The sequence below is a fragment of the Curtobacterium sp. PhB130 genome, assembly GCF_003755165.1.
GTDB lineage: Bacteria > Actinomycetota > Actinomycetes > Actinomycetales > Microbacteriaceae > Curtobacterium.
Window position 1 is genome coordinate 726,525 of sequence record NZ_RKII01000006.1, and the last position, 26,106, is coordinate 752,630.

At 72.5% G+C, this 26,106-nt stretch carries 24 protein-coding genes; 14 read left to right on the top strand and 10 right to left on the bottom strand.

Going from position 1 to position 26,106, the window contains the following annotated elements; genetic code table 11:
• The first annotated feature begins 22 nt into the window (after positions 1 to 22).
• Positions 23 to 1,939, top strand: a complete 1,917-nt coding sequence (gene iolD, locus EDF24_RS03685; protein ID WP_123655255.1) for a 3D-(3,5/4)-trihydroxycyclohexane-1,2-dione acylhydrolase (decyclizing) — start codon at positions 23 to 25, stop codon at positions 1,937 to 1,939.
• Complete coding sequence (locus EDF24_RS03690; protein ID WP_123701129.1) at positions 1,936 to 3,423, top strand: NAD-dependent succinate-semialdehyde dehydrogenase; 1,488 nt, start codon at positions 1,936 to 1,938, stop codon at positions 3,421 to 3,423. The genes iolD and EDF24_RS03690 overlap by 4 nt, the downstream gene beginning before the upstream one ends.
• 87 nt (positions 3,424 to 3,510) lie before the next feature.
• Here EDF24_RS03690 and EDF24_RS03695 read toward each other — a convergent pair whose 3' ends face one another.
• Both EDF24_RS03695 and EDF24_RS03700 read right to left on the bottom strand, forming a co-directional pair.
• Positions 3,511 to 4,278, bottom strand: coding sequence for an IclR family transcriptional regulator (locus EDF24_RS03695; RefSeq protein ID WP_123655257.1), 768 nt, complete (start codon positions 4,276 to 4,278; stop codon positions 3,511 to 3,513).
• The gene (locus tag EDF24_RS03700) at positions 4,271 to 5,086 is read right to left on the bottom strand and encodes an IclR family transcriptional regulator (RefSeq protein ID WP_123655258.1); all 816 of its coding nucleotides are present in this window, start codon (positions 5,084 to 5,086) and stop codon (positions 4,271 to 4,273) included. Before EDF24_RS03700 ends, EDF24_RS03695 begins: the two co-directional genes overlap by 8 nt.
• A gap of 106 nt (positions 5,087 to 5,192) precedes the next feature.
• On the opposite strand from EDF24_RS03700, the gene EDF24_RS03705 reads away from it, so the two are divergent.
• The 4 genes from EDF24_RS03705 to EDF24_RS03720 are packed head-to-tail and all read left to right on the top strand — an operon-like array spanning position 5,193 to position 10,337.
• The gene (locus EDF24_RS03705) at positions 5,193 to 6,083 is read left to right on the top strand and encodes a transketolase (RefSeq protein ID WP_243698176.1); all 891 of its coding nucleotides are present in this window, start codon (positions 5,193 to 5,195) and stop codon (positions 6,081 to 6,083) included.
• On the top strand, positions 6,080 to 7,030 hold the full coding sequence (locus tag EDF24_RS03710) for a transketolase family protein (RefSeq protein WP_123655260.1): 951 nt from the start codon (positions 6,080 to 6,082) through the stop codon (positions 7,028 to 7,030). The genes EDF24_RS03705 and EDF24_RS03710 overlap by 4 nt, the downstream gene beginning before the upstream one ends.
• Positions 7,027 to 8,874 carry a phosphoenolpyruvate carboxykinase (GTP) gene (locus tag EDF24_RS03715; protein WP_123701130.1) on the top strand — a complete coding sequence of 616 codons (1,848 nt, stop codon included), beginning with the start codon at positions 7,027 to 7,029 and terminating at the stop codon, positions 8,872 to 8,874. The genes EDF24_RS03710 and EDF24_RS03715 overlap by 4 nt, the downstream gene beginning before the upstream one ends.
• On the top strand, positions 8,871 to 10,337 hold the full coding sequence (locus tag EDF24_RS03720; RefSeq protein WP_185021543.1) for a glyceraldehyde-3-phosphate dehydrogenase: 1,467 nt from the start codon (positions 8,871 to 8,873) through the stop codon (positions 10,335 to 10,337). The genes EDF24_RS03715 and EDF24_RS03720 overlap by 4 nt, the downstream gene beginning before the upstream one ends.
• A gap of 144 nt (positions 10,338 to 10,481) precedes the next feature.
• Here EDF24_RS03720 and EDF24_RS03725 read toward each other — a convergent pair whose 3' ends face one another.
• Positions 10,482 to 11,735 (bottom strand): MFS transporter, encoded by a 1,254-nt coding sequence (locus tag EDF24_RS03725; RefSeq protein WP_123655262.1) that lies wholly within the window; start codon positions 11,733 to 11,735, stop codon positions 10,482 to 10,484.
• A 54-nt stretch (positions 11,736 to 11,789) separates the two neighbouring features.
• Entirely contained in the window at positions 11,790 to 12,443 is a 654-nt protein-coding gene (locus EDF24_RS03730; protein WP_148070783.1) for a TetR/AcrR family transcriptional regulator, read from the bottom strand.
• An 89-nt stretch (positions 12,444 to 12,532) separates the two neighbouring features.
• Between EDF24_RS03730 and EDF24_RS03735 the strand changes: the two genes are divergently transcribed.
• Positions 12,533 to 12,880: a DoxX family protein gene (locus tag EDF24_RS03735; protein WP_123701132.1), complete on the top strand. Its 348-nt coding sequence runs from the start codon at positions 12,533 to 12,535 to the stop codon at positions 12,878 to 12,880.
• 65 nt (positions 12,881 to 12,945) lie between these two features.
• Here EDF24_RS03735 and EDF24_RS03740 read toward each other — a convergent pair whose 3' ends face one another.
• Complete coding sequence (locus EDF24_RS03740; protein ID WP_123701133.1) at positions 12,946 to 13,512, bottom strand: dihydrofolate reductase family protein; 567 nt, start codon at positions 13,510 to 13,512, stop codon at positions 12,946 to 12,948.
• A gap of 117 nt (positions 13,513 to 13,629) precedes the next feature.
• On the opposite strand from EDF24_RS03740, the gene EDF24_RS03745 reads away from it, so the two are divergent.
• Positions 13,630 to 13,986 carry a VOC family protein gene (locus EDF24_RS03745; protein ID WP_123701134.1) on the top strand — a complete coding sequence of 119 codons (357 nt, stop codon included), beginning with the start codon at positions 13,630 to 13,632 and terminating at the stop codon, positions 13,984 to 13,986.
• A gap of 42 nt (positions 13,987 to 14,028) precedes the next feature.
• On the opposite strand, the gene EDF24_RS19010 is transcribed toward EDF24_RS03745, so the two are convergent.
• Positions 14,029 to 15,069, bottom strand: a complete 1,041-nt coding sequence (locus tag EDF24_RS19010) for a carboxypeptidase-like regulatory domain-containing protein (protein ID WP_185021544.1) — start codon at positions 15,067 to 15,069, stop codon at positions 14,029 to 14,031.
• Positions 15,070 to 15,267: 198 nt separating this feature from the next.
• Between EDF24_RS19010 and EDF24_RS19015 the strand changes: the two genes are divergently transcribed.
• From EDF24_RS19015 to EDF24_RS03775, 6 genes are all read left to right on the top strand, one after another.
• Positions 15,268 to 15,783 carry a hypothetical protein gene (locus EDF24_RS19015; RefSeq protein WP_185021545.1) on the top strand — a complete coding sequence of 172 codons (516 nt, stop codon included), beginning with the start codon at positions 15,268 to 15,270 and terminating at the stop codon, positions 15,781 to 15,783.
• Entirely contained in the window at positions 15,784 to 17,529 is a 1,746-nt protein-coding gene (locus tag EDF24_RS03755; protein WP_123701135.1) for a fibronectin type III domain-containing protein, read from the top strand.
• 197 nt (positions 17,530 to 17,726) lie between these two features.
• Positions 17,727 to 19,028: a sensor histidine kinase gene (locus EDF24_RS03760; RefSeq protein WP_123701136.1), complete on the top strand. Its 1,302-nt coding sequence runs from the start codon at positions 17,727 to 17,729 to the stop codon at positions 19,026 to 19,028.
• Positions 19,010 to 19,684: a response regulator transcription factor gene (locus EDF24_RS03765; protein WP_123701137.1), complete on the top strand. Its 675-nt coding sequence runs from the start codon at positions 19,010 to 19,012 to the stop codon at positions 19,682 to 19,684. Before EDF24_RS03760 ends, EDF24_RS03765 begins: the two co-directional genes overlap by 19 nt.
• Positions 19,685 to 19,805: 121 nt before the next feature.
• Positions 19,806 to 20,687, top strand: coding sequence for an ABC transporter ATP-binding protein (locus EDF24_RS03770; RefSeq protein WP_123655280.1), 882 nt, complete (start codon positions 19,806 to 19,808; stop codon positions 20,685 to 20,687).
• On the top strand, positions 20,684 to 21,757 hold the full coding sequence (locus tag EDF24_RS03775) for an ABC transporter permease (protein WP_123701138.1): 1,074 nt from the start codon (positions 20,684 to 20,686) through the stop codon (positions 21,755 to 21,757). Before EDF24_RS03770 ends, EDF24_RS03775 begins: the two co-directional genes overlap by 4 nt.
• Here the strand turns inward: EDF24_RS03775 and EDF24_RS03780 are convergent.
• The 4 genes from EDF24_RS03780 to EDF24_RS03795 are packed head-to-tail and all read right to left on the bottom strand — an operon-like array spanning position 21,729 to position 26,054.
• Positions 21,729 to 22,823: a Gfo/Idh/MocA family protein gene (locus EDF24_RS03780; protein ID WP_123701139.1), complete on the bottom strand. Its 1,095-nt coding sequence runs from the start codon at positions 22,821 to 22,823 to the stop codon at positions 21,729 to 21,731. The genes EDF24_RS03775 and EDF24_RS03780 overlap by 29 nt on opposite strands.
• The gene (locus EDF24_RS03785) at positions 22,820 to 23,845 is read right to left on the bottom strand and encodes a Gfo/Idh/MocA family protein (protein ID WP_123701140.1); all 1,026 of its coding nucleotides are present in this window, start codon (positions 23,843 to 23,845) and stop codon (positions 22,820 to 22,822) included. The genes EDF24_RS03780 and EDF24_RS03785 overlap by 4 nt, the downstream gene beginning before the upstream one ends.
• The gene (locus EDF24_RS03790) at positions 23,845 to 24,828 is read right to left on the bottom strand and encodes an ROK family protein (protein ID WP_123701141.1); all 984 of its coding nucleotides are present in this window, start codon (positions 24,826 to 24,828) and stop codon (positions 23,845 to 23,847) included. Before EDF24_RS03790 ends, EDF24_RS03785 begins: the two co-directional genes overlap by 1 nt.
• On the bottom strand, positions 24,828 to 26,054 hold the full coding sequence (locus EDF24_RS03795) for an ROK family protein (protein WP_123701142.1): 1,227 nt from the start codon (positions 26,052 to 26,054) through the stop codon (positions 24,828 to 24,830). Before EDF24_RS03795 ends, EDF24_RS03790 begins: the two co-directional genes overlap by 1 nt.
• Between the last annotated feature and the right edge of the window lie 52 nt (positions 26,055 to 26,106).

Here is a 26,106-nt window from a genome sequence, read left to right on the forward strand (position 1 = left end):
CCACCACAGAAGGAAGTTCGCAATGGCGCAACACCCTCAGCCGACCCGCCGCCTCACGGTGGGCCAGGCGATCGTCGAGTTCATGCAGGCCCAGCACGTCGAACGTGACGGGGTCACCAGTCCGTTCTTCGGCGGCGCGTTCGGCATCTTCGGCCACGGCAACGTCGCCGGGCTCGGACAGGCGCTCCTGCAGTACCAGGACGTGTTCCCGTACTACCAGGGCCGCAACGAGCAGGGCATGGTCCACATCGCCACCGGCTACGCGAAGATGAAGAACCGCCTCGGCGCGCTCGCCGTCTCCACGTCGATCGGCCCCGGCGCGACCAACATGGTCACGGGCGCCGGCACCGCGACGGTGAACCACATCCCGGTGCTGCTCTTCCCGTCCGACGCGTTCGCGACCCGGTCGACCGGCGCCGTCCTGCAGCAGCAGGAGCACCCGTACGCGATGGACGTCACCGCGAACGACTCCTTCCGCGCGGTCTCGCGCTACTTCGACCGGATCAACCGGCCGGAGCAGCTCGCCTCGGCACTGCTCGAGGCGATGCGCGTCCTCACCAGCCCCGCCGACACCGGCGCGGTCACCATCGCGGTGCCGCAGGACGTCCAGGCCGAAGCGTTCGACTTCCCGGAGGCACTGTTCTCCGACCGCGTCTGGCACGTCGCCCGCAACCGTCCGGACCGCGCGGCGATCCAGCGCGCGGCCGAGCTGATCAAGGGCGCGAAGAACGCCGTCATCATCGCCGGTGGCGGTGTCGTGTACTCGGACGCGACCGACGAGCTCGTCCGCTTCGCCGAGTCGACCGGCATCGGGGTCGGCGTGACGCAGGCCGGCAAGGCGGGCATGCCCTGGGAGCACCGGCTCGCACTCGGCGCGCTCGGCTCGTCCGGCTCGGCGTACGCGAACTCCATCGCGAACGAGGCCGACGTGGTCATCGGCATCGGCACCCGCTACACCGACTTCACGACGGCCTCGAACACCATGTTCCAGAACCCCGACGTGGCGTTCGTGAACATCAACGTCGCCGAGGTCGACGCGTTCAAGGAGTCCGGCATCCCCCTCGTCGGCGACGCCCGCGAGACCCTCGCCGAGCTCCGCGCCGCACTCGAGGGCTTCACGCTCGACGCCGACGTCGTCGCGTCGAACGAGCAGGCCGCCAGTGACTGGCGTGCCGAGGTCGACCGCATCATCGAGGTGCAGGACAGCCCGACGCTGTCCCAGGCCGAGATGCTCGGACTGCTCAACACCTCCGCCGAGGCCGACGACGTCGTCATCAACGCCGCCGGGTCGATGCCGGGTGACCTGCACCGTCTCTGGCGTCCGGGCAGCCCCAAGGGCTACGACATCGAGTACGGCAACTCGTGCATGGGCTACGAGGTCGCGGGCGGTGTCGGCGCACAGCTCGCCGCACCGGACCGCCGCGTCCACGTGCTCGTCGGCGACGGGTCGTACCTGATGATGTCGCAGGAGATCATGACCGCGGTGCAGGAGCACCTCCGCATGACGATCGTCATCGTCGACAACTACGGGTACGGCTCCATCGCCGCGCTGTCGGAGACGCTCGGCTCGCAGACCTTCGGCACCCGCTTCAACGAGCGTGGCGAAGCACTCCGCCACGACGGCCGCCGCCTCGAGGTCGACTTCGTCGCCAACGCGGCGAGCTACGGCGCCGAGGTGTTCTCCGCCGACACCGCCGACACCTTCCGCACGGCACTCGACGACGCCCGTGCGTACGACGGCACCAGCGTCGTCTACGTCCGCGTCGACGCCCAGGGTCGCTTCGGCGGCTCCGGCGCCTGGTGGGACGTCCCCGTGGCCGAGGTCTCGACCCTCGACAGCACGAAGGACGCCCGCGCCACCTACGACGAGAAGAAGCGCGACCAGCGGCTCTACCTGACGCAGTCCGCCCCGCGCGTGCGAGAACTGGAGCACTCATGACCGACGCGACCGACGTCCTGGACTCGACAACGCACCCGGCTGCCATCGTCGCCGGGGTCCCCACGGGCCTCCTGATCGGCGGGGTGGAACGCCCCGCCTCGGACGGCGCGACCTTCGACGTCCACAACCCCGTCGACGGCAGCGTGATCGCGACCGTCTCGAGCGGCACCCGGAACGACGCGCAGGCGGCGGTCGACGCCGCCGCCGACGCGGCGGCCGACTGGGCGGCGACCCCGCCCCGCAAGCGCTCCGAGATCCTGTCCCGCGCCTACGACCTGATGATCGAGCGCGCCGACTGGTTCGCCCGGCTCATCACGGCGGAGAACGGCAAGGTGTTCGCGGACGCCCGCGGCGAGGTCGTCTACGCCGCCGAGTTCCTCCGCTGGTACGCGGAAGAGGCCGTCCGGATCCCCGGCTCGCTGCAGACGGCGCCCGGCGGCGCGAACAAGATCCTCGTCGAGCACCGACCGATCGGCATCGCGATCCTCGTGACGCCGTGGAACTTCCCCGCGGCGATGGCCACCAGGAAGATCGGGCCGGCGCTCGCCGCCGGCTGCACCACCGTCCTCAAGCCGGCGAGCGACACCCCGCTCACCGCGCTCGCGATCGGCAAGCTCTTCGAGGAGGCGGGCCTGCCCGCCGGTGTCCTCAACGTGCTGCCGAGCCGGTCCTCCGGCACGGTCGTCGAGCAGATGGTGCGCGACCCGCGTGCCCGGAAGCTCTCCTTCACCGGCTCCACGGAGGTCGGCGTGAAGCTCATGAAGCTCGCGGCGGACTCCGTCGTGAACACGTCGATGGAGCTCGGCGGCAACGCCCCGTTCGTGGTGTTCGACGACGCGGACCTCGACGCCGCGATCACCGGCGCGATGATCGCGAAGATGCGCAACGGCGGCGAGGCCTGCACGGCCGCGAACCGCTTCTACGTGCAGGAAGGCGTCGCCGCGGAGTTCTCCTCCCGGCTGGCCGAGGCGATGGGCGCACTCCGGACCGGAGACGGCCTGGACCCCGACGTCCAGCTCGGCCCGATGGTGAACGAGGGTGCTCGCGACGACATCGCGCGGCTCGTCGACGGCGCGAAGGAGGACGGGGCGACGGTGCTCACCGGCGGTGCGTCCCCGGACGGGCCCGGGTGGTTCTACCCCGCGACCGTGCTGAGCGACGTCCCCGAGCACGCCCGCATCCTCAAGGAGGAGATCTTCGGGCCGGTCGCGCCCGTCGTGACCTTCCACACCGAGGACGACGCCGTCCGGCTCGCCAACGGCACCCCGTTCGGGTTGGTCTCCTACGTCTACACGCAGGACCTCGCTCGGGGTCTGCGCGTCAGCGGACGGATCGAGTCCGGCATGGTCGGGCTGAACCGCGGCCTGGTGTCCGACCCGGCCGCACCGTTCGGCGGGATGAAGGAGTCCGGCATCGGCCGCGAGGGCGGCGCCGAGGGACTCCTGGAGTACATGGAGTCGCAGTACATCGCGGTGAGCTGGTAGCAGCACGAGCCGGCCGGCCCGCCGGGCCAGCCGGCTCGCCGGGTCAGCCGGCCCGCCGGGCCAGCCGGCCCGCCGGGCCGGTCGAGTTCAGAGCGGGGTCGTCAGTTCGCTGGCGGCCCCGCGCTGCAGTTCCGCCACCGCACCCTGCGCCGCCGCGATGAACTCGTCGGTGCGTTCCCGGACGTCCACCGACCGACCCGCGATCGACAGGCACCCGAGCAGTTCGCCGCCGGTGCCGAGCACGGGGAACGCGAGCGCCCCGATCCCGATGGTGGCGTCGTCGAGCGACAGGGTGTAGCCCTTGGACCGGGTCGTCGTCACGTCGTGGCGGAGGGCGTCGGCGTCGACGATCGTCTGGCTGGTCAGCGGCCGACGGTCCGGTCCGTCCGTCAGGTACTCCTCGACGTCGCGGGCGTAGGCGAGCACGAGCCGGCCGGCGCCACCGGCGTAGAGCGGGAGCGACCGCCCCGGCGCCAGGGTCAGCACGCCGATCCCACGGCCGGGGGCCCAGTCGATGCAGACCGCTTCGTCACCCCGCGGCACCGTCAGGAACACGGTCTGCTCGGTGGCTTCGGCGAGGGCGTCGAGGACCTGCCGTGCCGCGGACCACTCGGTCATCGCGTCGCGGGCCGCGTCGGCCAGGTGCAGCCACTTCACGCTGAGGCGCGCGCGGTTCTCGTCCGTGGTGGTCGCCATGCCGACGGCCTTGAGCCCGTCGATGAAGCGGTAGACGCTCGGGCGGGGGAGCCCGGTGGCCTCGGCGAGTTCGGCGGGGGAGAGGTCGCCGCGTTCGGCGAGGGCCTCGACGACGGCCATCGAGTTGGCGAGGACCCGCATCGGCTTGCGCTCAGCCACGACGCACCGCCTCCCCGGCGGGGGCGAGGACGCCCGCCGCGGAGAAGCCCAGGTCGGCGCTGATCTCCGCCGCCGTGGCCATCACCAGCGCCCCGAGCTCGGACTCCCGCTCCACGAGCCGCTCACGCAGCCCGCTGATCGAGACGGCGGCGACGAGCTCCCCGCGGTGGTTGAAGACCGGGCTGCCGAACGCGGCGATCCCGATCGTGACGTCCTGGTCGGACCGGGCGTACCCGCGGTCGCGCGTGGCCTGGATCTGCGCACCGAGGTCGTCGGCCGACGGCACCGGGTACGGCAGTCCCTCGGCGGCGAGCAGCTCGTCGACGACCGCGTGCTGCTCCCCGGCGGGCAGGAACGCCAGCAGGGCCATCGGCGCTCCGCCGACGTGCAGGGGCAGCGAGTCGCCGACCTGCATCGCCACCGAGCGGACGTCGTGCCCCTCGATGCGTTCGACGCACACGGCGCGGGTCCCGCGGCGGTAGCAGAGGAGGGCAGCGACCCCGGCGGTCGAGCGGAGGGCGCGCATCCGGGGCAGCGCGAGGCCGCGGACGTCGAGGGAGTCCTCGAGCACCCCGCCGATCTCCATGCACGCGAGGCCGAGCCGGTAGGTGCCGCGGGCGGGTGCGGCGTCGACCCAGCCCATCGCGGTGAGGCTCTGCAGCAGCCGGTACGTCGAGCTCGTCGGTTCGCCGACGGCGTCCGCGAGCGCGCTCACCGTCAACGCGGTCGTCTCGGCGAGTGCGTCGATGATCGCACCGGCCTTGCTGAGGATCTCGATCCCGCCGTCGTCGGCGGCGCCGTCTGCCATGCCGTCATCCTCCCATGCAACCGTCGTCCAACTAATCTCACTCAGTAGACATGTCGTTCACGGAGTGATAGTTTGTGATCCACCACCGCAGAACGAAGGAGTCGCCGTGACACGCAACGACGCGAGAGACGTCGAACACCTGGAGACCGTTGCCCGTGAAGGGCGGTGGCGCGTCCTCGAGACCGTCGCGTCCAGCGGAGCCGGGCACATCGGCGGACCCATGTCCGCGATGGACCTGATGGTCGCCCTCTACTTCCACCAGCTCCGGATCGACCCCGAGCAGCCGCACGACCCGGACCGCGACCGGTTCATCCTGTCGAAGGGCCACTCGGCGATCGGGCTGTACTCGGTCCTGGCGCTCCGCGGGTACTTCCCCGTCGAGGAACTCAGCACGTTCGACCACGGCGACTCCCGCCTGCAGGGTCACCCCGACATGAAGCTCACGCCGGGCGTCGACTCGTCCACCGGCTCGCTCGGGCAGGGCCTCTCGGCCGGCTCCGGCATGGCGATCGCCGCCAAGATGCAGGGCAAGGACTTCCACACCTGGGTCGTGCTCGGCGACGGCGAGATCGAGGAGGGCATGGTCTGGGAGACCGTCATCCACGCTCCCCGGTACGGCCTCGACAACCTCACCGCGATCATCGACCTGAACGGCCTGCAGCAGTACGGCTGGCCGTCCGGCGACCACGACCGCTACGACCGCAGCGAGCCGATGGGGCACGTCAACCTGCCCGCGGTGTTCCGCGGGTTCGGCTGGAACGTGATCGAGATCAACGGCCACGACTACGAGGAGATCCTCGACGCCTACGGCGAGGTCGACGCGGCCCGCGGCACGAGCGGCAAGCCGACCGCGATCATCGCCCACACGGTGAAGGGCAACGGCGTCTCCTTCACCCGCGCCACGTTCAAGTGGCACAACGGCGTCCCCACCGAGGAACAGCTCGCCACCGCCCGTGCGGAGCTCCTCATCGACCAGAAGACGGAGGCCCTGGCATGAAGGCACAGCGCGCAGTGTGGGGCGACACCCTCACCGAACTCGCCGAGACCGACGACCGCATCGTCGTCGTCGACGGCGACCTGGCCACCTCGACGATGGCCGTCACCTTCGCCAACGCCCACCCGGAGCGATTCGTCCAGGCCGGCATCGCCGAGCAGAACATGGTCGGCATCGCGTTCGGCATGTCGACGCTCGGGTACCGCCCGTGGCTGTCGTCGTTCGGCGTGTTCCTGACCAACCGCGCCCTCGACCAGGTGCGCATGCTCGTCTCGCAGACCAAGGCGCCGGTCCGGCTCGCCGCGGCGTACACCGGCCTGCTCAACGGCGCGAGCGGCAAGACCCACCAGGACATCGAGGACCTCTCCGTGATGCGGGCGCTGCCGAACATGACGGTGCTCGCCCCCGCGGACGAGACCGAGGCGGCGGCGATCATCCGCTGGGCAGCGGACCACGACGGTCCCGTCTACCTGCGGCTGGCCCGTGACGCCGTGGCCGACGTCTTCGACGACGGCTACGAGTTCCGCGTCGGTGCCCCGGTGCTGCTCCGCGACGGTGGCAGCGACGCTGACGTGACGGTCGTCTCGACCGGCGTGCAGACGTCCCGCACGGTCGAGGCGGTCACCGCGGTGGAGGCCTCCGGTGCGACCGTCACGCACGTGCACCTGCCGACGATCAAGCCCCTCGACGAGGAAGCGCTCTGGGCGATCCTCGACGGGGCGCGGACCGTGGTCACGGTCGAGGAGCACTCCGTCGTCGGTGGGCTCGGTGACGTGGTCGCCGCCGTCCTCGCCGGTCACGCCAGCGGCGCACGCCTGCACAAGGTCGGCCTCGCCGACTCGTGGGCCGAGTCCGGCCCGAACGACTTCCTGCTCGACAAGTACGGGCTGTCCGTCGAGAAGGTCACCGCCCGCATCCGTGACGTGCTGGGGGAGCGTGTCGGCGTATGAGCATCGTCCGTCCGACCACGTCCGCACCGTCCGGCATCCACCCCCGACCCGGCCTGGAGGCACTGCGCACCTGGGTGGCGGATGTCGCGTCCCTGACGGAACCGGATCAGGTCGTCTGGTGCGACGGCAGTGACGCCGAGAACCGCAGACTGCTCGGCGAGATGGTCACCGCCGGCTCCGTCATCGCGCTGGACGACGGGCTCCGCCCCGGCAGCTACCTCGCCAGGAGCGACCCGGCGGACGTCGCCCGCGTCGAGGACCGCACGTTCATCTGCTCCGAGCGCGAGGCGGACGCCGGCCCGACGAACAACTGGCGGGCGCCGGACGCGATGCGTGCCGAGCTCACGGACCGCTTCCGCGGCGCGATGCGCGGGCGCACGATGTACGTCGTCCCGTTCTCGATGGGCCCGGTCGGCGGCGCGATCTCGCAGGTCGGCGTCCAGATCACGGACTCGCCGTACGTGGTGGTCTCGACCAGGATCATGGCCAGGATGGGCGACGACGCGCTCGCGCAGATCGGCCCGGACAGCGTCTGGGTGCCGGCGCTGCACACCGTCGGCATGCCGCTCGTCACCGACGACGGCTCCCGGGTCGACGACGTCCCGTGGCCGTCCAACCCGACGAAGGTCATCGCGCACTTCCCGGAGAGTCGGGAGATCTGGTCGTACGGCTCCGGGTACGGCGGCAACGCGCTGCTGGCGAAGAAGTGCTTCGCGCTCCGGATCGCCTCGACCATGGCGCGTGAGGACGGCTGGCTCGCCGAGCACATGCTGCTCATCCGCGTCACGACGCCGGCGGGCAAGGTCCTGCACGTCGCTGCGGCGTTCCCGTCCGCCTGCGGCAAGACGAACTTCGCGATGATGACGCCGACCGTCCCCGGCTGGAAGGTCGAGACCATCGGCGACGACATCGCCTGGCTGCGGCCCGGCGCCGACGGTCGCCTGTGGGCGATCAACCCGGAGGCCGGCTTCTTCGGCGTCGCCCCCGGCACCGGCCCGGACACGAACCCGGCCGCGATGACCACCATCCGCTCGAACACGATCTTCACGAACGTCGCCATGACGCTCGACGGCGACGTCTGGTGGGAGGGTGCCTCGGAGACGGCCCCGAGCCACCTCATCGACTGGCGCGGACAGGCGTGGGAGCCGGGCAGCAGCACCCCGGCCGCGCACCCGAACGCCCGCTTCACCGTCGCCGCCGACCAGTGCCCGACGATCTCCGACGACTGGGACAGCCCGGACGGGGTCCCCATCGACGCGGTCGTCTTCGGTGGCCGTCGCGCGACGAACGTGCCGCTGGTGGCGGAGGCCGAGGACTGGGAGCACGGCGTGTTCTTCGGTTCGACGATCTCGAGCGAGCAGACCGCCGCCGCCGAAGGGCCGGTCGGGGAACTCCGGCTCGACCCGTTCGCGATGCAGCCCTTCTGCGGCTACAACATGGCCGACCACTGGGCGCACTGGCTCGAGATCGGCGACCAGCTGGGTTCCAAGGCGCCGCGGGTCTTCCGGGTGAACTGGTTCCGCAAGTCCGCCGACGGCAAGTACCTCTGGCCCGGGTTCGGCGACAACGTCCGCGTGCTCGAGTGGATCGCCGCACGACTCGACGGGGACGCCGACGTCGACTGGAGCCCGATCGGCGGGCTCCCCGCGGTCGGTGAACTCGACCTCGCCGGCCTCGACCTCGACGGCTTCGCGCTCGACGAGCTCTTCGCGGTCGACCCGACCGCGTGGTCCGCCGAGGCCGAGCAGCTCCGCGCGCACTTCGACCGCTTCGGCGACCGGGTCCCCGCTCGGCTGCGTGCCCGGCTCGACCAGCTGTGCCGTCGTCTCGAGGAGGCGGCGTGACCGCCACGCAGGACGCATCGGACCTGTGGGACGACTGGAACGCGCAGCTCGAGCTCGCCGAGGAGATGATCCCGATCATCGGGCGGCTGCACCGGCGGGACGGCGTCGTCGCCGGCATCCACGGTCGCCGGCTGGTGAACCGCTCGGCGATCGAGATCGTCAAGGCGCACCGGTTCGCCCGGCACGTCGACGGTGCACCGTTGCCGCTGGCGGAGTCGCTCGCGATCCTGCGGACGATCGACGCGACCGGCAGTGGTCCGGCGTCCCTCGACCTCGGCGCCCTCGCCGCACGGGTGCGTTCTGCATCCGACGCGGACGCGGCCGCGACGATCGCCGAACAGCTCCGGTCCGCGGACGGCAGCGGGCCGCTGCCGACGACGGACGTGGTGCTCTACGGGTTCGGCCGCATCGGACGCCTGCTCGCCCGGATCCTGATCTCCCACCAGTCCCGCGCGACCGGGCTGCGGCTCCGGGCGATCGTGGTGCGTGAGGCGACCGGCGCCGACGACCTCGTCAAGCGTGCGAGCCTGCTGCGGCGCGACTCCGTGCACGGCCCCTTCGACGGCACGATCTCCGTCGACGAGGACGCCCAGACGATCATCGCGAACGGCACCAGCATCGCCGTGATCCGGGCGTCCGACCCGAGCGAGATCGACTACACGGCGTACGGGATCGACGACGCGATCATCGTCGACAACACCGGCCGGTGGCGCACCGACGACGAGCTCCGGCGGCACCTGGTGGCGCCCGGCGCAGCACGCGTGCTCCTCACCGCACCCGGCAAGGGCAGCGTCCCGAACGTCGTCCAGGGCATCAACGGCGCCGACGCCGAGGACGCGGACGTCGTCGCGGCGGCCTCGTGCACGACGAACGCCGTCGCCCCGGTGCTCGCCGCGCTCGACGCCGAGTACGGCGTGGTCCGCGGGCACATCGAGACGGTGCACTCGTTCACGAACGACCAGAACCTGACCGACAACTTCCACAAGGCGGATCGTCGCGGTCGTGCGGCACCGCTCAACATGGTGATCACCGAGACCGGTGCCGCCCGTGCCGTGGCGAAGGCCGTCCCCGCGCTCGACGGCAAGCTCACCGCGAGCGCCATCCGCGTGCCGACGCCCGACGTGTCGCTCGCGATCCTGAACCTGCGGCTCGGGCGTCCGACCGACCGGGACGGCGTCAACGCGTTCCTCCGGAGCGTGTCGCTCGGCTCGGCGCTGCGGTCCCAGGTCGACTACGTCGAGTCGCCCGAGTTCGTCTCCTCCGACGTCCTCGGGTCGCGCTTCGCGGGTGTCGTCGACGGGCTCGCGACGCAGGCGAACGGCGACGACGTCGTGCTCTACGTCTGGTACGACAACGAGTTCGGCTACTCGTACCAGGTCGTGCGCGTCCTGGAGACGATGAGCCGGGCGCACCCGGCCCCCGTCCCCGAACGCGGACCACGAGAACTCGCGATCACGACCTGATCGCGACGAGCGCGCCCCTCTGCGGAGTCTCCTGTGGTGGGGGAAGGGCGTGCTCCGAGGGAGGGGACCGCGCCGCGCCCCCGCAGTCCGTCCCCTCCCTCGACACCCACTCCCCGGGCGGGCGCCTGCCCAGCGGGGCCGAGCTCAGGCGCCGGTGCTGCCGACCGTCGCGACGGGACCGGTCGGCGCGGCGGCGGCGAGGTCGGCGGCCGGCGCGTCCGGCGCCACCGGGATCCCGTTCGCACGCCGCAGACCGAGCCCGACGATCACGGCCGCACCGATCACGGCGATCCCGCCCGCGAACCAGAAGTCCGCCGCGAGGCCGAACGACGTCACCGCGACGCCGCCGAGGACCGATCCCGCGGCGATGGCGAGCTGGATGGTCGTGACGAACAGGGCGAGCCCGGTCTCCGAACCGCCCGGGGACGCCGTGGACATCCACGTCTGCATCCCGAGCGGCAGCGCACCCCAGACCAGTCCCCACACGACGAGCAGCGCGAACACGCCGACGACCGAGTGCGCCAGGAGCGGCAGGGCGATGACCGCGGCGGCGAGGACGACCTTCGACACCCCGATGGTGCCGAGCACGCTCTTGCCGAGCGTGAACCCGGCGGCGAAGTTGCCGACGATGCCCGCGACACCGAACACCAGGAGCGCCAGGGTCACCGTCTCCGGACCGACCCGCACGAGGTCCTGCAGGTACGGCGCGACGTAGGTGTACGCCGCGAACTGCGCCGCGAAGACGAACGCGGCGGCGATGAGCCCGACCCGTGCCCGCGGGACCCGGAGCAGCGCGCCGAGGGTGCTGAAGCGCACCCGCTGCACCGCGGGGATGCTCGGCAGCATCACGAGCTGGAGGACCAGGGCCACGAGGCCGAGCGCACCGCCGATCACGAACCCGAGGCGCCAGCTGGCCAGCGCGGAGACGAACGCGCCGAGCGGGAGGCTGACGACGGTGGCGACCGAGACGCCCGCCGTGATGAAGGAGGTCGCACGGATCACCGACGGGGCCGCCACGAGCCTCCCGGCGATCCCCGCCCCGATGGCCCAGAAGCCGCCGATCCCGACTCCCAGCAGCATCCGCGCGCCGAGCAGGACCGCGAAGGACGGCGCGACGGCCGCCAGGCCGTCGGCGACGACGAGCAGGACCGTCAGGGCGACGAGCACGACGCGACGGTCGAGGCGCGACGTGGCGACCGTGACCACCGGTGCTGCGACGGCTCCGACCAGGCCGGTCGCGACGACCATCAGCCCGGCGGTCCCGACGGGGACGTCGAGGTCGGTGGCGATCGCGGGGAGGAGCCCGATGGGCAGGAACTCCGAGAGCACCAGGACGAAGGACCCGAGTGCGACGGAGAGGACGCTGAGCCACCCGCGGCGCTCTGCTGACGTTGTCATGGAGGGGTCAAAGCCGCCGGGGTGACTTCCATTCCCGCGCGACGTCACGCCGCGTCAGCGTCGGCGCATGAGAGCCCGCCAGATCTGGTTCGGGCGGAGCGGCGGCCCGCCGAGCGGCTCCCGGTCCGCGCCCGGCGCACGGAAGCCGTCGAGCATCAGGTCGACCCAGCGGCGGTGCAGCTCCGGCGCGACGTCGCCGAACGTCTCGATCGTGCGGGCCATCGAGAGCTGCACCACGGCGACGTCCTCGAGCGCGGCATCGGCCCGGACCGCGCCGGCGTCCTGCGCTCGGCGGAAGAGCGACTCCAGCCCCGCCTGGATCTCGGCGCGCAGGGCGAGCAGCGTCGGGGCGCCGGTGAACCGCGTCGTCATGAGCTCGCTGAAGCCCTCGCGCCGGGCCTCGATGTCGGCGGTCCGCCGGATGAAGGTCGCGAAGCCCGCCCACGGGTCGTCCTCCGAGCGCGCGAGGCACTCCCGCATCAGGTCGAGGACCTCTTGCAGGGGTGCCTGCAGGACGGCTTCCCAGAGGGCGGCGCGCTCCGGGAAGTGCCGGTAGAGCGTGGCGTTGCCGACTCCGGCAGCCGCGGCGATCGGTTCCAGCGGGGCGTCGAGGCCGCGTTCGGCGAAGGCCGTGCACGCCGAGTCGACGATCGCGGCCCGGTTGCGGAGCACGTCCCGCCGCGGGGCCCGTGGTGTCGTCTCGCTCACGATCGGAGTGTACGACGGCAATCCGGGAATACGGGGAGTGCTGTCCGGATTGAAGCGGAGACAACTGTCCGTTTCATCTGGAGTCCCCCGTGCACATCGCAGCCGTCGTCCTCGTCCTCGTCCTCGCCGTCGCCATGCTCGGATCCGGGGTGATGAAGCTCGTCGGGGCCGCCCAGATGCGCGCGAACATGGCCACGGTCAACGTCACCCCTGGCCAGATGCGCGTCCTCGGGGTGCTCGAGGTCCTCGCCACCATCGGGCTCGTCGTCGGCCTGTGGGTCCCGGCGCTCGGGATCGCCGCTGCGATCGGAGCGGTCATCTACTTCGCCGGTGCGATCGTCGCGCACGTGCGTGCGCACGACAAGGGCCTGCAGGGCGCAGCCGTCCTGCTCGCCGTGTCGGTCGCGACCCTGGTGGTGCTGCTGCTCGCGCTCTGAACGCGCCCAGTGGCCTCCCGGCCGTCGCCCGGTTCGCCACTGCTCCGCCGGACGCTGTGCCGCCCTCAGCGCCGCACGCGGTAGCGGAGCGCCACCGCGCCGGTGGCGAAGGTCCGCGTGTCGAGCAGCTCGAGGTCGACCTGGCGTTGCGTCGGCGGGAAGTACGGGATCCCGCCGCCGACCAGCACCGGGGAGACGCGGACGCGGTACTCGTCGATCAGCCCGAGCTCGGCGGCCGCTGCCGCGAGGGTCGCGCCGCCGATCGCGATGTCGCCGTCGCCCGGCTCCGCACGCAGCCGTTCGATCTCCTCCGCGAGGCCGACCGTCGCCAGCCGGGTGTTGCTCGCGTCGACGCTCGACAGCGTCCTCGAGAACACCACCTTCGGCAACGCGTTCCAGAGGTCCGCCCACTCGCGCTCGGCGTCGTCCCACGACGTCGCCTGCTCCGGGTCCTCCCAGTAGACCATCGTCTCGTGCAGCCGCCGTCCGAGCAGGTGCACGTCGATCCCGCGGATCTCGTCGATCGAGGCGCGGAACTCCTCCGCGTCCGGCGCACCCCAGTCGAACCCACCGTCCGGCCCCACGATGTAGCCGTCGAGCGTCATCCCCATCGAGTACGTGACCAGCTTCATGGGGCGGAACCTACGCCCGCGATGCGCTCCGCGCACCTTCCTGGACCCGCACGCACCGCCGCGTGCCTACCGTCCCGCTCGTACCACGGACGAGCACCACCGACGAGAGGAAGCACCATGGCAACAGGAGTCGCAGCAGTCTGGGTCCCGGTCACCGACATGCCACGCGCCGTCGCGTTCTACCGGGACACGCTCGGGCTGGAGGTCACGAGCGAGTCCGACGACTGGAGCGAGATCGACGCGAACGGCCTGCGCATCGGGCTGAACGGCCGTGAGTCGGCCGGCCCCTCGCAGGACGGCGGCGCGGTCGTGTCGTTCCAGCCGGACGGCAGCATCGAGGACGAGGTCGCCGGTCTCAAGGAACGCGGTGCGGACATCCAGGGCGAGATCAGCGAGCACCCGTGGGGGAAGATCGTCCCCTTCAAGGACAGCGAGGGCAACGACCTGCAGCTGTACGCACCGCCGGCGAGCTGACGCACGGGCCGACCGGGCTGCGCGGGCAGCAGGGGCCGCGCATCAGCGCGTGCTCCAGAAGTTGATCGTGCGGCTCTGGTCGGCGGCCATCACCACCGTGTGCGACGAGGCGCGATCGGCCACCGGCCGGTTGCCCTCGCCGCCGTACCAGTACGACACGTACTTCCGCTGGCTCGGCGACCAGCCGACGACCTCGACCTTGTAGCGACCGGCACTCAGCACGACACCGAACAGGCCACCACGGCCCGGCGTCCAGTAGGTCATCGTGGTGTCGAAGGTGCTGCCGATGGACTCCCCGTAGACGTGCACCCGGGCGTTCGTGAAGTCGGTGTCGAGCTGCGGGTTGACGATCGCAGCGAGGGAGACGCCCTGGGTCGCGCTGCCGTCGATCCCGTCCACGACGGTCTCGGTCCGCCCGACCGCCTGGTGCGCGACCCGGACGTAGGTCCGCTCGGCGGTGCTGCCCGGGTCGCGGTGGAAGCCCCACGACAGGCTGCGGAGCGCCGGCCACGAGTCGAGTGTCTCGTCGTGCGCGTTCACCTGCACGCTGTAGTCGTCGCTCGGCAGCCCGTGCACCCAGTACTGCCCGTCGGGTGCGGTCACGGTGCGCTTGACCGTGCCGGTGTTCCAGCCGCGGACGACGACGGCTGCGCCGGACAGGTCCGCGCCGTAGGGGTTGTGTGCGGTGCCGCCGATGGACGCACCCCGTCGGACGACCAGGACCACCGCGTCGTGACTGCCGGGCGCGACGACGACCCCGGTGCGCTCGGCCGGGATGACGTCGTCGAAGCCGTACGAGCCCTCGCGCTCACCGTGCAGCGTCCAGGTGCCCGCCGGCACGTCCTCGAACGTCAGCCGTCCGCGCTGGTCGCTCGTCGCCGAGGCCTCGGTCGAGCCGTCGGCAGCGCGGAGGTCGACGGCGACGCCCTCCATCGCGAGCGGTTGCTTGTCCGGGTCGGTGAGCATCACGGTGAGCCCTCCGTCCGCCGGTGCGGCCGTCGCGGCGGTGGCCGGCGCGACGAGCACCCCGATCAGTGTCATGGCGGTCGTGATCCCGACCGTCGTCCATCGTCGTGCGGTCATGGCAGGGCCCCTGATCCCTCGCGGGGTCACCCCTGGCCCCGGTGGAGTGGATGCTAACCGGATGCCGGGCAGTGCGCCCGATCCGTTCGTGCTGGTTCGTCCCGGATCTCGACTCGAACGGGGGCGTGTGGGGCATCGATACTGCTCAGTACTGTCGACTCCGACGCGCACCGGCGCTGTCCACCCGAGAGGACTCCGATGCGCGCTCGCCGCCGCTCCCCGTTCCGCCATGCCCTGTCCGCCCGAATCGCCGCCGTCGCGGTGACCGGAGTCGTCGCGCTGGGTGGACTGCTCGCCGTCCCGACCGCCGCGATCGCCGCGCCGACGCTGCACCTCGACCAGTCCAGCGGCGAGGCCGGTCCGGGCGGCATGGCGGCCGTCGCGCAGGCCAGCCAGACCTTCGTCGCCGGCTCGAACGGTGCCCTGGCGCACGTGGAGATCTACGAGTACTGGTACGGCTGGGCGAATCAGACGCTCTCGATCTACCCGGTCACCTCGTCCGGCTCCCCGAACACCTCGGTGGCGCCGCTCGCGGTCACGCCGGTCTCCACGGGCAGCGGCTACGGCTGGGTGACCGCCGACTTCGCGCAGCCCGCGCGGCTCGTCGCCGGGACGAAGTACGCGTTGGTGCGCAACGGCCCCGGGCAGGTCGTCGCCGGCGGCAACCCCTACCCCGCTGGCAATCCGAACGTGGGCGGCGGGGACTACGACTGAGTGTTCCGCACGTACATGGACTGGAGCGCCTTCGTCAACGGCGGACCCGGCACCGTGACGGTGCCCGTCGGATCGCCGTACTCCTCGACGTTCGGCCTCTCCGGGACCCCGGCGCCGACGCTCTCGGTGACCGCAGGGTCGCTCCCGCCGGGACTCGTCCTGACCGCCGACGGCGTCAGCGGCACCCCGACGGCGACCGGCACCTACGACTTCACCGTCCAGGCGGCGAACGACGACGGCTCGTCCGTGGTGTCGTCGACGATCACGGTCCGCCCGCGCATCGCACCGGCTGCTCCCACCGCGGTCCAGGTCGTCGGAGCGCATGAGTCGGCGGTGGTCTCCTGGACCGCGGGCGCCAGCGGGGACGACGCCACCACGTTCACGGTCACCGCGGAGCCTGGCGGCGCGAGCTGCACCACGACCTCGACCAGCTGCACGGTGGAGGGGCTCGTTCCCGGCACGTCGTACGCGTTCTCGGTCGCGGCGTCCTCCGTCGCCGGGGCAGCGACGCCGACCGACTCCACGAGCACCGTCACGACCGACGTCCCGCTCGCACCCACCGGGCTCGTGACGACCGGCGTCGACGGCGGCGCGCAGCTGGTGTGGCAGCCCTCGGTCGAACGCGGCACCCCGGTCACCGGGTACCGCGTCGAGGTCCTCGACGGCGAGACCTGGCAGTCAGCGGACGCCTCGTCCGGGAAGTCTGCCGACCTCACCGGTCTGGTGAACGGCACGGACTACCAGGTGCGCGTCGCCGCGGACTCGGCGGACGGCGCGAGCGCCTGGACCACCGCGCACGTCGTCCCGGTCGGACCGGCATCGGCGCCCAGCGCCCTGACGGTCGCGGTCGGGTCCGGCTCGGCGCTCCTCACCTGGTCCGCCCCGACGGACGACGGCGGGTCCTCGATCAGCGGGTACGACGTCGAGTACCGGACCGTCGACGGCGACTGGACCCCGGCGCTGACGAGCGCGACCTCGCCTGCCACGGTGACCGGTCTGGTCGACAGGACGGCCTACCAGTTCCGCATCCGCGCCGTCTCGGCTGCCGCGGACGGCGCCTGGACGGCGGACCCGGAGCCCCAGGACGCGGCGAGCCCGTTCACGTTCACGGGATCGTTCGCCGGGACCGATGACGACTCGGTGCAGGTCGGTGCGACGGTCGGCTTCGACGCGTCGCACCTGCCGGTCGGGGCGACCGTCCTGCTCGAGCTGCACTCGACGCCGGTCGCGCTCGCGACGAGCACAGTGGGCGAGGACGGCGAGGTCCACATCCGCACGGCGCTCCCGGCGGGCGTGGAGATCGGAGAGCACCGCCTGGTCGCGACGATCTCCGGCGAGGGACTCGCGCTGCAGACGATCGCATCGGACCCGTTCTCGATCGACCTCGTTGCCACCCCCGGCCCGACCGACGGAACGGACCCGACCGACGGAACGGACCCGACCGATGGGACGGACCCGACCGGCGGCACGGACCCGACCGGCGGGACGGACCCGACCGGCGGGACGGACCCGACCGGCGGGACGGACCCGACCGGCACGGCCGGGACCACGACGGCCGGCACCACGACGACCGGGACCCGGACCACCACCACCACGGCTGCTGCTCCCGCGCCCGGCACCGCGGCGACCCGGCTGGCGTACACCGGCAGCGCCGGGACCCCGGACGCGCTGCTGATCGCCGCAGCACTGACGGCCGCCGGCGGTGTCGTGCTGACGGTCCGTCGTCGTCGCCGCGGTCGCAACTGACCCACAACGGCTGCGCTGGAAAGTTGAATCGCGCGTAGGGGGTCGGAACTTCTGACCCCTTACGCGCGATTCGACTTCCCACGCGCGATCCGACCCGGGGTCCCACCCGCGATCCCACCCGCGATCCGACCCGGGGTGCGTCGGGTGGGGGCCAGCGCCCCCGCGCGTGCTCGCCCCCACCCGCTACCGTTGGCGGCATGGTGACGGCGGGGGAGACACAGGACGACTGGTCGCGGCTGCCGGTCGGGCGCCGCGAGTACCGGCAGGACGCCCTGCTCGCCGCGGCGCTGGCCCTCGGGATGGCGGTGTCGACGATCCTCTACGGCTCCACGGGCTTCTACGACGAGCTCGCCCCGTGGTGGGTCTCCGTGCTCCTCGTGCTGGCGAACACGGCATCGCTCGCGCTCCGCCGCCGGTTCCCGATGACCGTCGCCGTGGTGGTCGCCCTGACGTTCGCGGCGATGCAGGTCCTGCACGTGCCGGAGCTCTTCTTCAACAACTTCACGCTCTTCATCGCGCTGTACACGGTGGGGGCGTGGTGCTCGGACCGGCTGCGTGCCGAGATCGTCCGGTGGGTCGTCATCGCCGGCATGTTCGTGTGGCTGTTCCTCGCGATCTCGTTCAGCTGGTCGGTGCCGAGCGCGCTGCCGAACGACGGGGACGGCCTGGTGTCGCCCGTCATCGCGAACTCGCTGATGTCGATCATCATCAACCTGGTCTACTTCGGTGCGGCCTGGTACTCCGGCAACCGGGCATGGGCGTCCGCGGTGGCGAAGCACGCGCTGGCCGAGCGCACCGCCGAACTCGCGGTCGAACGGGAACGGAACGCGGTGCAGGCCGTCGCGCTCGAGCGGGTCCGCATCGCCCGCGAACTCCACGACGTCGTCGCCCACCACGTGTCGCTGATGGGCGTGCAGGCCGGGGCGGCGCGGCGGGTGCTCGAGCGCGACCCGGCCCTGGCGGCCACCTCCCTCGGCGTCGTCGAGGACAGCGCCAGGACCGCGGTCGAGGAACTCCGGAAGATGCTCGGCACGCTGCGTGAGGACGACCGCGACGTCGACGGCAGCACGGCCGACGCCCCGAGCACCGAGGGGCTCGCCCGGATCGCGGAGCTCGCCACCGCCGCGACCGCTGCGGGTCGCCGGGCCGAGTACACCGTCGTCGGGGACGAACGCCCGGTCCCGCCGACCGTCGCGACCGTCGCGTTCCGCATCGCGCAAGAGGCGGTGACCAACGTCCTGAAGCACGCCGGTCCGGACGCGCGCGCCGACCTGCGACTGCGGTACCTGCCGGACGCGGTGGAGGTCGAGGTGACCGACACCGGGATCGGGAGTCGCGCCTCCCGTCCGCCGTCCGGAGACGGGACCGACCGGAGCCGCGGTGGCGGACTCGGCCACGTCGGGATGCGCGAACGCGTGGCTGCCGTCGGTGGCCGCATCGAGATCGGGCCCCGTGCCCGGGGAGGGTACCTGGTGCGCGCATGGCTGCCGACCCCGTGACCGTCCGCGTGGTCCTCGCCGACGACCAGGACCTGGTCCGCGCCGGCTTCCGGGTCATCCTGGAGTCGGAGCCGGGCATCCGCGTGGTGGCCGAGGCCGCCGACGGCCTCGCAGCGGTCCGCGCGGTCGAGGAGCACCGTCCGGACGTGGTCTGCCTCGACGTGCAGATGCCGGGCGTCGACGGGCTCGAGGCTGCACGACGCATCACCGCGCTCGACGACCCGCCGCCGGTCCTCGTCCTCACGACGTTCGACAACGACGACACGCTCTTCGCGGCGCTCGATGCGGGCGCGAGCGGGTTCCTCCTGAAGAACGCCTCCCCGGAGAAGCTGGTCGACGCGGTGCTCACGGTCGCCGCCGGTGACGCGCTGCTCGCGCCGGACGTGACCCGTCGCGTGATCAGCCGTGCGACCGGGTCCCAGCCGGCGGTGGTCGTCGACGACGGGCCGATCGCGGGGCTCACCGAACGCGAGACCGAGGTGCTGCGGCTGCTCGGTCGCGGGCGCAGCAACGGGGAGATCGCGCGGCAGCTGTTCGTCGGCGAGGCCACGGTGAAGACCCACGTGTCGAACGTGCTGCAGAAGCTGGGGCTCCGGGACCGCGTGCAGGCGGTGGTCTGGGCGTACGAGCACGGAGTGGTCCGGTCCGGCGAGTAGCCCGCGTCTCCGCCTCGGGACGGAGGCCCGGTGCCCGTCCGGCGTGGGAGGTCCCCGCCGCGGTTCCTCCGTAGCGTCGGTGGTGCGGTGGGAGAGCCCACCGCCGAGAGGGGAAGACCTGATGCTCAGCATCGACGGGGTGACGAAGCACTTCGGCGACCGGCGGGTGCTCGACGACGTCGCCTTCACGGTCGGCCGCGGCCGGCTCACCGGGTTCGTCGGCGGCAACGGCGCCGGCAAGACCACGACCATGCGGATCATGCTCGGCGTGCTCGACGCCGACAGCGGCACGGTCTCCATCGACGGCCAGGCCATCGGCCCCGCCGACCGCCGCCGCTTCGGGTACATGCCCGAGGAACGCGGTCTCTACCCGAAGATGCCCGTCGCCGAGCAGGTCACGTACCTGGCGCGCCTGCACGGCGTCGACCGTCGGGCCGCGGCGGCGCGGACCGCCGAGCTGCTGGAACGCCTCGAGCTCGGTGCGCACGCCGACGACCCGGTGGAGAAGCTCTCGCTCGGCAACCAGCAGCGCGTGCAGGTCGCCGCGGCGCTCGCCCACCGCCCCGAGGTGCTCGTGCTCGACGAACCGTTCTCCGGCCTCGACCCGATGGCGGTCGACACCGTGCTCGGCGTCCTCCGCGAAGCCGCCGCCGACGGGGTCCCGGTGCTGTTCTCCAGCCACCAGCTCGACGTGGTCGAGCGGCTCTGCGACGACGTCGTGGTGATCGCCGACGGCCGCATCCGCGCCGCCGGACCGCAGGACGAACTGCGCCGTGCGGCGGGTCCCGCGGCGTGGGAGCTGCTGGTCGACGGGGACGTGGCGTGGCTCCGCGACGAGCCGGGCGTGCACGTCCGGGAGTTCGACGGCGGGTACGCCGTGTTCGAGGCGTCCGGGTCCGTGGCCCAGCGCGTGCTGCAGCGGGCGGTCACCACGGGGACGGTGGGGTCGTTCGGCCCGCGGGTCCCGCGACTCAGCGAGGTCTTCCGGGAGGTCGTCCGATGAGCTCCACCACCCAGGCGGTCCGCCTCGTCACCGTCCGCGAGATCCAGGCGCGGCTCCGCAGCAAGGCCTTCGTGGTCTCGGCGCTGATCCTGCTCCTGATGGTCGTCGCGTCGATCGTCATCGGCGGCATCGTCGGCAAGTCCGCCGCCGGGAGCACCACCCCGGTCGCCGTCGTGAGCGGCGTCACGCTGCCGTCCACCGGCGGGCTCGACGTCACCGAGGTCGACGACCGTGCGGCCGCCGAGCAGCTCGTGCGGAGCGGGGACGTCGACGCGGCGATCGTGCCGGAGTCCGGTCCGCTCGGGTTCGGCGTCGTCGGGCTCGACAGCGCACCGACGGACGTCATCCAGGCGCTCAGCGTCTCGCCGAGCGTCGAGCTCCTCGACCCGAACGCGATCGCGCCCGGGCTCGTGTCGCTGATCGGGATCGCGTTCGGCATCGTCTACTTCGCCGCCGCGGTGACGTTCGGGCAGTCCATCGCGCAGAGCGTCGTCGAGGAGAAGTCCACCAGGGTCGTCGAGATCCTGATGGCGGCGATCCCCGCGCGGGCGCTCCTGGCGGGCAAGGTGCTCGGCAGCAGCATCATGGCGCTCGGGCAGGTGGTGGCGATCGCGATCGCGGCCGCCGTGACGCTCGCCCTGACCGGGCAGGACAACCTGTTCACGTTGCTCGGCCCGAGCATGCTCTGGTTCGTGGTGTTCTTCGCGGTCGGGTTCGTGCTCGTCGCGTCGCTGTTCGCGGCCTCGGCGGCGCTGGTCTCCCGGCAGGAGGACGTCGGCAGCGTGACCACGCCGGTGATGATGCTGCTGATGATCCCGTACTTCCTGATCATCTTCGCCGCGGACAACCCCACGGTCCTCGGGATCATGTCCTACGTGCCGTTCAGTGCCCCGATCGGGATGCCGATGCGGATCTTCCTCGGGACGGCCGAGTGGTGGGAGCCGATCGTCTCCCTGCTCGTCGTGATCGCCTCGGCCGCCCTCGTCGTGGTCGTCGGTGCCCGCGTCTACGAGAACGCGCTGCTCCGCACCGGCGGCCGGGTCAAGCTGGCTGACGCGATGCGGCGCTGACCGGCTCGGTCGGTGCCTGGGCCGTCCCGGCCGCGACCACGTCGGCGGGGACGGTCACGGTCCGTCCGATCCGCACCGACTCCTGCGCCGCCAGCACGATCGACAGCGTCCGCAGCCCCACCCGCACGTCGGGCTGGGGCTGCACGCCCGTCCGGACCGCGTCGATGAACGTGCCGAGCATCGCCTGGTCGAAGTCCGCGCCGTAGCGGGACTCGATCGGCAGCCCGGTCTCCGCCGCGATCCCGTGCGCGGCCGCCCCGAAGAAGTCGAGCGACACCGTGCCACCCGTCCCGGCGACGTCGAGCGTGAGGCCGCCCCACACCGGCGACGTGTCCGGCTTGCTCCACGAGCAGTCGATCGCGGCCACCACGCCGTTGTCGTACGTGATGGTGACGAGCCCGGCGGTCTCGGCCCGGGCACGTGTCGCGTGCAGGGTGCGGTTCGCGATCGCCGTGACGGTGACGGGAGCCGCCCCCATCAACCCCTCGAGCATGTCCGCGATGTGCACGACGTGGTCGACGATCGCGCCACCGCCGCTCAGCGCCGGGTCGGTGAACCAGTCGCGGGTCAGGGGCAGCATGCCGTTGTTCGCGCCGCGGACCGAGAACAGCTGCCCGAGCGCGCCGGAGTCGTGCGCGGCGCGGAGCTTGCCGAACGCCGAGGCGAAGCGGACCGGGAACGCGACCATGAGCATCACCCCGGCCGCCTCGACCGCGTCGCGCATGGCGATGCCGTCCTCCCACGTCGTGGCGAGCGGCTTCTCGCAGAGGACGTGCGCGCCGGCCGCTGCCGCCAGCTCGACGAGCTCACGGTGGCGGGCGTTCTCACTGGTGACCACGACGGCGTCGGGCTGCCAGGCGAGGAGGTCCTGGTACGAGTCCGCGTAGTCGACGCCGAGCGCGACGGCGAGGTCGCGGCCGCGCAGCTCGACGACGGAGTCGCCGGTGCTGACGCCGTCCGGGTCCGAGCCGCGCACCTCCACGCCGGGCATCGCGGCGAGGGCGGCGAGGTAGCCGATCGCGTGGGTGTGGGCGAAGGACATCACGGCGACGCGGAGGGTGCTCATGCGGACACCTCCGCAGCGACCTCGAGCTGCACCGGTTGCCCGGTCTCCAGGGACGCCAGGGCCGCGTTCGCGATCCGCACCGCCTCGACCCCGTCCGCCGCGCTCACCCGGGGTGCGTCCGCGCCGGCGAACGCCCCGAGGAACTCCTGGAGCTCCAGCCCGTACGGGTCATCGGCCGGGTCGACCTGCGGCAGGAAGCCGTCGACCGCCTCCGGCGACGCGAGGTCCGCGACGTAGTCCTGCTCGTCACGTGAGCGGTGCGACAGGCTGCCGCCGGTCCCCGTCACCGAGTACTCGGTCGAGAACGCCAGGTGCTGCGGCCCCCAGATCCCGGCGACGTGGCTGATCGCCCCGGACGCGTGGGTGAGGAGGACGTGCGCCGCCTCGACGGGCTCCGCGTCCGTGCCGGTGCGCACACCCACGGCCGACACCGTCGTCACCTCGCCGGCGACCCAGCGAGCGATGTCCAGGTCGTGGATCATCTGGTCCATGACGATCCCGCCGGAGAGCGCGCGGTCGGCGAACCAGGGGGTGCGGGTCGGGAAGGCGCCGGACCGCACGAACCGCAGGACGGCCAGATCGCCCAGGAGGCCACTGGTCACCGCCTCCTTGAGGCGCACGTACGCGGGGAAGAAGCGGACGACGTGGGCCGGGTAGAGCTGCCGGCCGGCGTCCCGCGCGCAGTCCAGCAGGTCCGCCGCGTCGGCGTCGGTCCGGGCGAGCGGCTTCTCCGACACCACGTCCTTGCCCGCGGCGAGGGCGGCACGGACCACCTCGGCGTGCGCGAACGTCGGCGTGACCACGTCCACCACGTCGACGACGTCGAGCAGCGCGTCGAGCGAGTCCACGACCGTGATCGAGGACCCGGCCGCTTCCGCGGCTCCGGCGAACGCGGCGGCGAGCTCGGGCGCACCGTCCTGGGCGTACACGGTGACCGGGCCGAGGCGCAGCAGACCGGGCATGTGCGCGTACGCGATGCCTCCGGCGCCGACGAGGCCGATCCGGGCGGGGGTGTCGGACATCAGGACTCCTTCACGGGGTGCGGTTGAACGGGGGTGCCGACGAGCAGCGCGGCGCCGGCGAGTCCGGCACCCGCCCCGACGAGCGACTGCTCGATGCTGGGGACCGGGCGCCAGCCGAGTCGTTCGGCGACGCCGGCACGGAGCGGGGCGAGCAGGCGCTCCCCGGCTTCACCGAGCCCGCCGCCGATGACGACGGCGCTCGGGTCGAGGACGGCGGTGAGCATCACGACCCCGGTGGCGAGGGCATCGATCGCCTCGGCCCAGACCCGCGTCGCGACGGGGTCGGTGCCGACGAGTTCCACGACCTCGCGGGTGCTCGCCGCGAGGGCGCCGCCGGCCGCTCGGTAGCGGCGGAACACGTTGCCGGCGGAGGCGTACACCTCGACGCAGCCGCGCTGGCCGCACGTGCACAGCTCACCGCCGGGGACGACCGGGACGTGCCCGAACTCGCCGGCACCGCCGGTTGCGCCGTGCACGATCGTGCCGCCGGTGAAGATCGTCGCCGCGATGCCCGTGCCGATCGGGATGAACACGAACTCGTCGACGGACTTGTCCGCAGCGCTCCTGGCGGCCTGTTCGGCACGCGCTGCTGCCCGGGCGTCGTGGTCGAGCGCGACGGGGACGCCGAACCGGTCGGCGAGCAGCTCGGCGACGGGCAGGTCCGCCCAGCCGAGGTTCACCGCGAGCACCACGCGACCGCGCTCGGCGTCGACGAGCCCGGGGGAGCAGAGCCCGATGCCGGCGAGGGCGCGGCCGGTGCGTGCGGCGCTCGCCGCGAGGTGGTCGACGAGCCCGACGACGGCGGCGAGCGCGGGCCCGCCGGGGCCGACGGAGTCGCCGGGCGCGCGGGTCGGTTCCGCGGCGTCCGACGGGGCGAGCACGGGGAACGTCGGCACGGTCGCCCGGTCGAGCACGGTGCCGTCGGCGTCGAACAGGGCGCCCTTCACGGTGGTCCCGCCGATGTCGACGGCGACGACCGCCATCAGCCGACCTCCGCCATGACGGCGTTGCGGGCGAGCTCGTCGATGCGCGCCGGTGCCAGGACCTCGTCGAGCGCGAGCACCACGCCGCCGCGGATGCCGGCGTCCCGCGGTGCGCGGCTGGCCCGCACCTCGAGGTCGTCGGCGACGAGCGGCAGGCACATCCGGTAGAGCTCGCTGCGGATCGCGGCGACGAGCGGCGGGGATGCCGACATCGCCCCGGCCAGCACGACCTCGCGCGGGTTGAAGAAGTTGGCGATCCCGGCGAGGACCCGGCCGATCAGTTCGCCGGCGGCTCGGAGCTCCTCGACGACCGCGGCGTCGCCCTGGGCACCGAGCCGCAGCAGGTCCCCGGTCGTGCCGACATCGTGTCCGGCAGCGCGCAGCCGGGCGGTGATCGCGCCACCGGACGCCACCGACTCCAGGCAGTTCGGCACACCGCACGTGCAGCCGATGGAGGAGACACCGTCGACCGACGTGTGCGAGACCTCGCCCGCAGCGCCACCGACCCCGCGGTGCAGGCGACCGCCGGCGATCACCCCACCGCCGATCCGGGTGCCGAGCTTCACGGCGACGAGCTGCGAGCACTCCGGGGGCAGCGCGTCGGAGCGTTCGGCGAGGGCGATGAGGTTCGCGTCGTTCTCGACCAGGACCGGGGCGTCGGTGTGCTCCTCGAACAGCGTGCCGAGTGCGGCGTCGTGCCAGGACGGTTCGAAGGCCGGCGTGACGATCCGGCCGCTCGGGTACGCGACGGGGGCGGGGACCCCGATCGCCGCGCCGCGGAAGTCGGCCATCGACAGGCCGGCGTCCTCGGCGAGCTGCACGAAGCGTCGCCAGAGTTCGGCGACGGCGGCAGCGGGGCCGTCGGCGCGGGGGAGCGGCTCGGAGACGCCGGTGTCGTCCGTGTCGGTGACCGTGCGTCCGGCGAGGTCGCTCAGCACGATGCGGGCGTGGTTCGCGCCGAGGTCGGCGGCCGCGACGAACCCGGCGGCACCGTCGAGTTCGAGCCGGCGTGCACGACGACCACCGCGGGACCCCTCGGCACCGACCTCGTGGACGAGGCCGAGCTCGACGAGCGTGTCGACGCGCAGCCCGACGGTGGACGGCGCGAGCCCGGTGGAGCGGGCGATGGTCGATCGTGACGCGGTGTCGCCCGTCCTGATGAGCCGGAGGACGTCGCCGACCGACCCGTGGACGTGCTCGACGTCCTGGTAGAGACGGTGGTTCATGGCGTCATGCTAACCCGCAGTTGCGTCGATGTTCGAACGAAGTAATGCAGAA

What these genes read in the sequence shown, in the direction of transcription:
- iolD (WP_123655255.1), top strand. Translation starts at nt 23, where the DNA reads ATGGCGCAACACCCTCAGCCGACCCGCCGCCTCACGGTGGGCCAGGCG.
- EDF24_RS03690 (WP_123701129.1), top strand. Translation starts at nt 1,936, where the DNA reads ATGACCGACGCGACCGACGTCCTGGACTCGACAACGCACCCGGCTGCC.
- EDF24_RS03700 (WP_123655258.1), bottom strand. Translation starts at nt 5,086, where the DNA reads ATGGCAGACGGCGCCGCCGACGACGGCGGGATCGAGATCCTCAGCAAG.
- EDF24_RS03710 (WP_123655260.1), top strand. Translation starts at nt 6,080, where the DNA reads ATGAAGGCACAGCGCGCAGTGTGGGGCGACACCCTCACCGAACTCGCC.
- EDF24_RS03715 (WP_123701130.1), top strand. Translation starts at nt 7,027, where the DNA reads ATGAGCATCGTCCGTCCGACCACGTCCGCACCGTCCGGCATCCACCCC.
- EDF24_RS03725 (WP_123655262.1), bottom strand. Translation starts at nt 11,735, where the DNA reads ATGACAACGTCAGCAGAGCGCCGCGGGTGGCTCAGCGTCCTCTCCGTC.
- EDF24_RS03740 (WP_123701133.1), bottom strand. Translation starts at nt 13,512, where the DNA reads ATGAAGCTGGTCACGTACTCGATGGGGATGACGCTCGACGGCTACATC.
- EDF24_RS03745 (WP_123701134.1), top strand. Translation starts at nt 13,630, where the DNA reads ATGGCAACAGGAGTCGCAGCAGTCTGGGTCCCGGTCACCGACATGCCA.
- EDF24_RS19010 (WP_185021544.1), bottom strand. Translation starts at nt 15,069, where the DNA reads ATGACCGCACGACGATGGACGACGGTCGGGATCACGACCGCCATGACA.
- EDF24_RS19015 (WP_185021545.1), top strand. Translation starts at nt 15,268, where the DNA reads ATGCGCGCTCGCCGCCGCTCCCCGTTCCGCCATGCCCTGTCCGCCCGA.
- EDF24_RS03760 (WP_123701136.1), top strand. Translation starts at nt 17,727, where the DNA reads ATGGTGACGGCGGGGGAGACACAGGACGACTGGTCGCGGCTGCCGGTC.
- EDF24_RS03765 (WP_123701137.1), top strand. Translation starts at nt 19,010, where the DNA reads ATGGCTGCCGACCCCGTGACCGTCCGCGTGGTCCTCGCCGACGACCAG.
- EDF24_RS03770 (WP_123655280.1), top strand. Translation starts at nt 19,806, where the DNA reads ATGCTCAGCATCGACGGGGTGACGAAGCACTTCGGCGACCGGCGGGTG.
- EDF24_RS03775 (WP_123701138.1), top strand. Translation starts at nt 20,684, where the DNA reads ATGAGCTCCACCACCCAGGCGGTCCGCCTCGTCACCGTCCGCGAGATC.
- EDF24_RS03780 (WP_123701139.1), bottom strand. Translation starts at nt 22,823, where the DNA reads ATGAGCACCCTCCGCGTCGCCGTGATGTCCTTCGCCCACACCCACGCG.
- EDF24_RS03785 (WP_123701140.1), bottom strand. Translation starts at nt 23,845, where the DNA reads ATGTCCGACACCCCCGCCCGGATCGGCCTCGTCGGCGCCGGAGGCATC.
- EDF24_RS03790 (WP_123701141.1), bottom strand. Translation starts at nt 24,828, where the DNA reads ATGGCGGTCGTCGCCGTCGACATCGGCGGGACCACCGTGAAGGGCGCC.
- EDF24_RS03795 (WP_123701142.1), bottom strand. Translation starts at nt 26,054, where the DNA reads ATGAACCACCGTCTCTACCAGGACGTCGAGCACGTCCACGGGTCGGTC.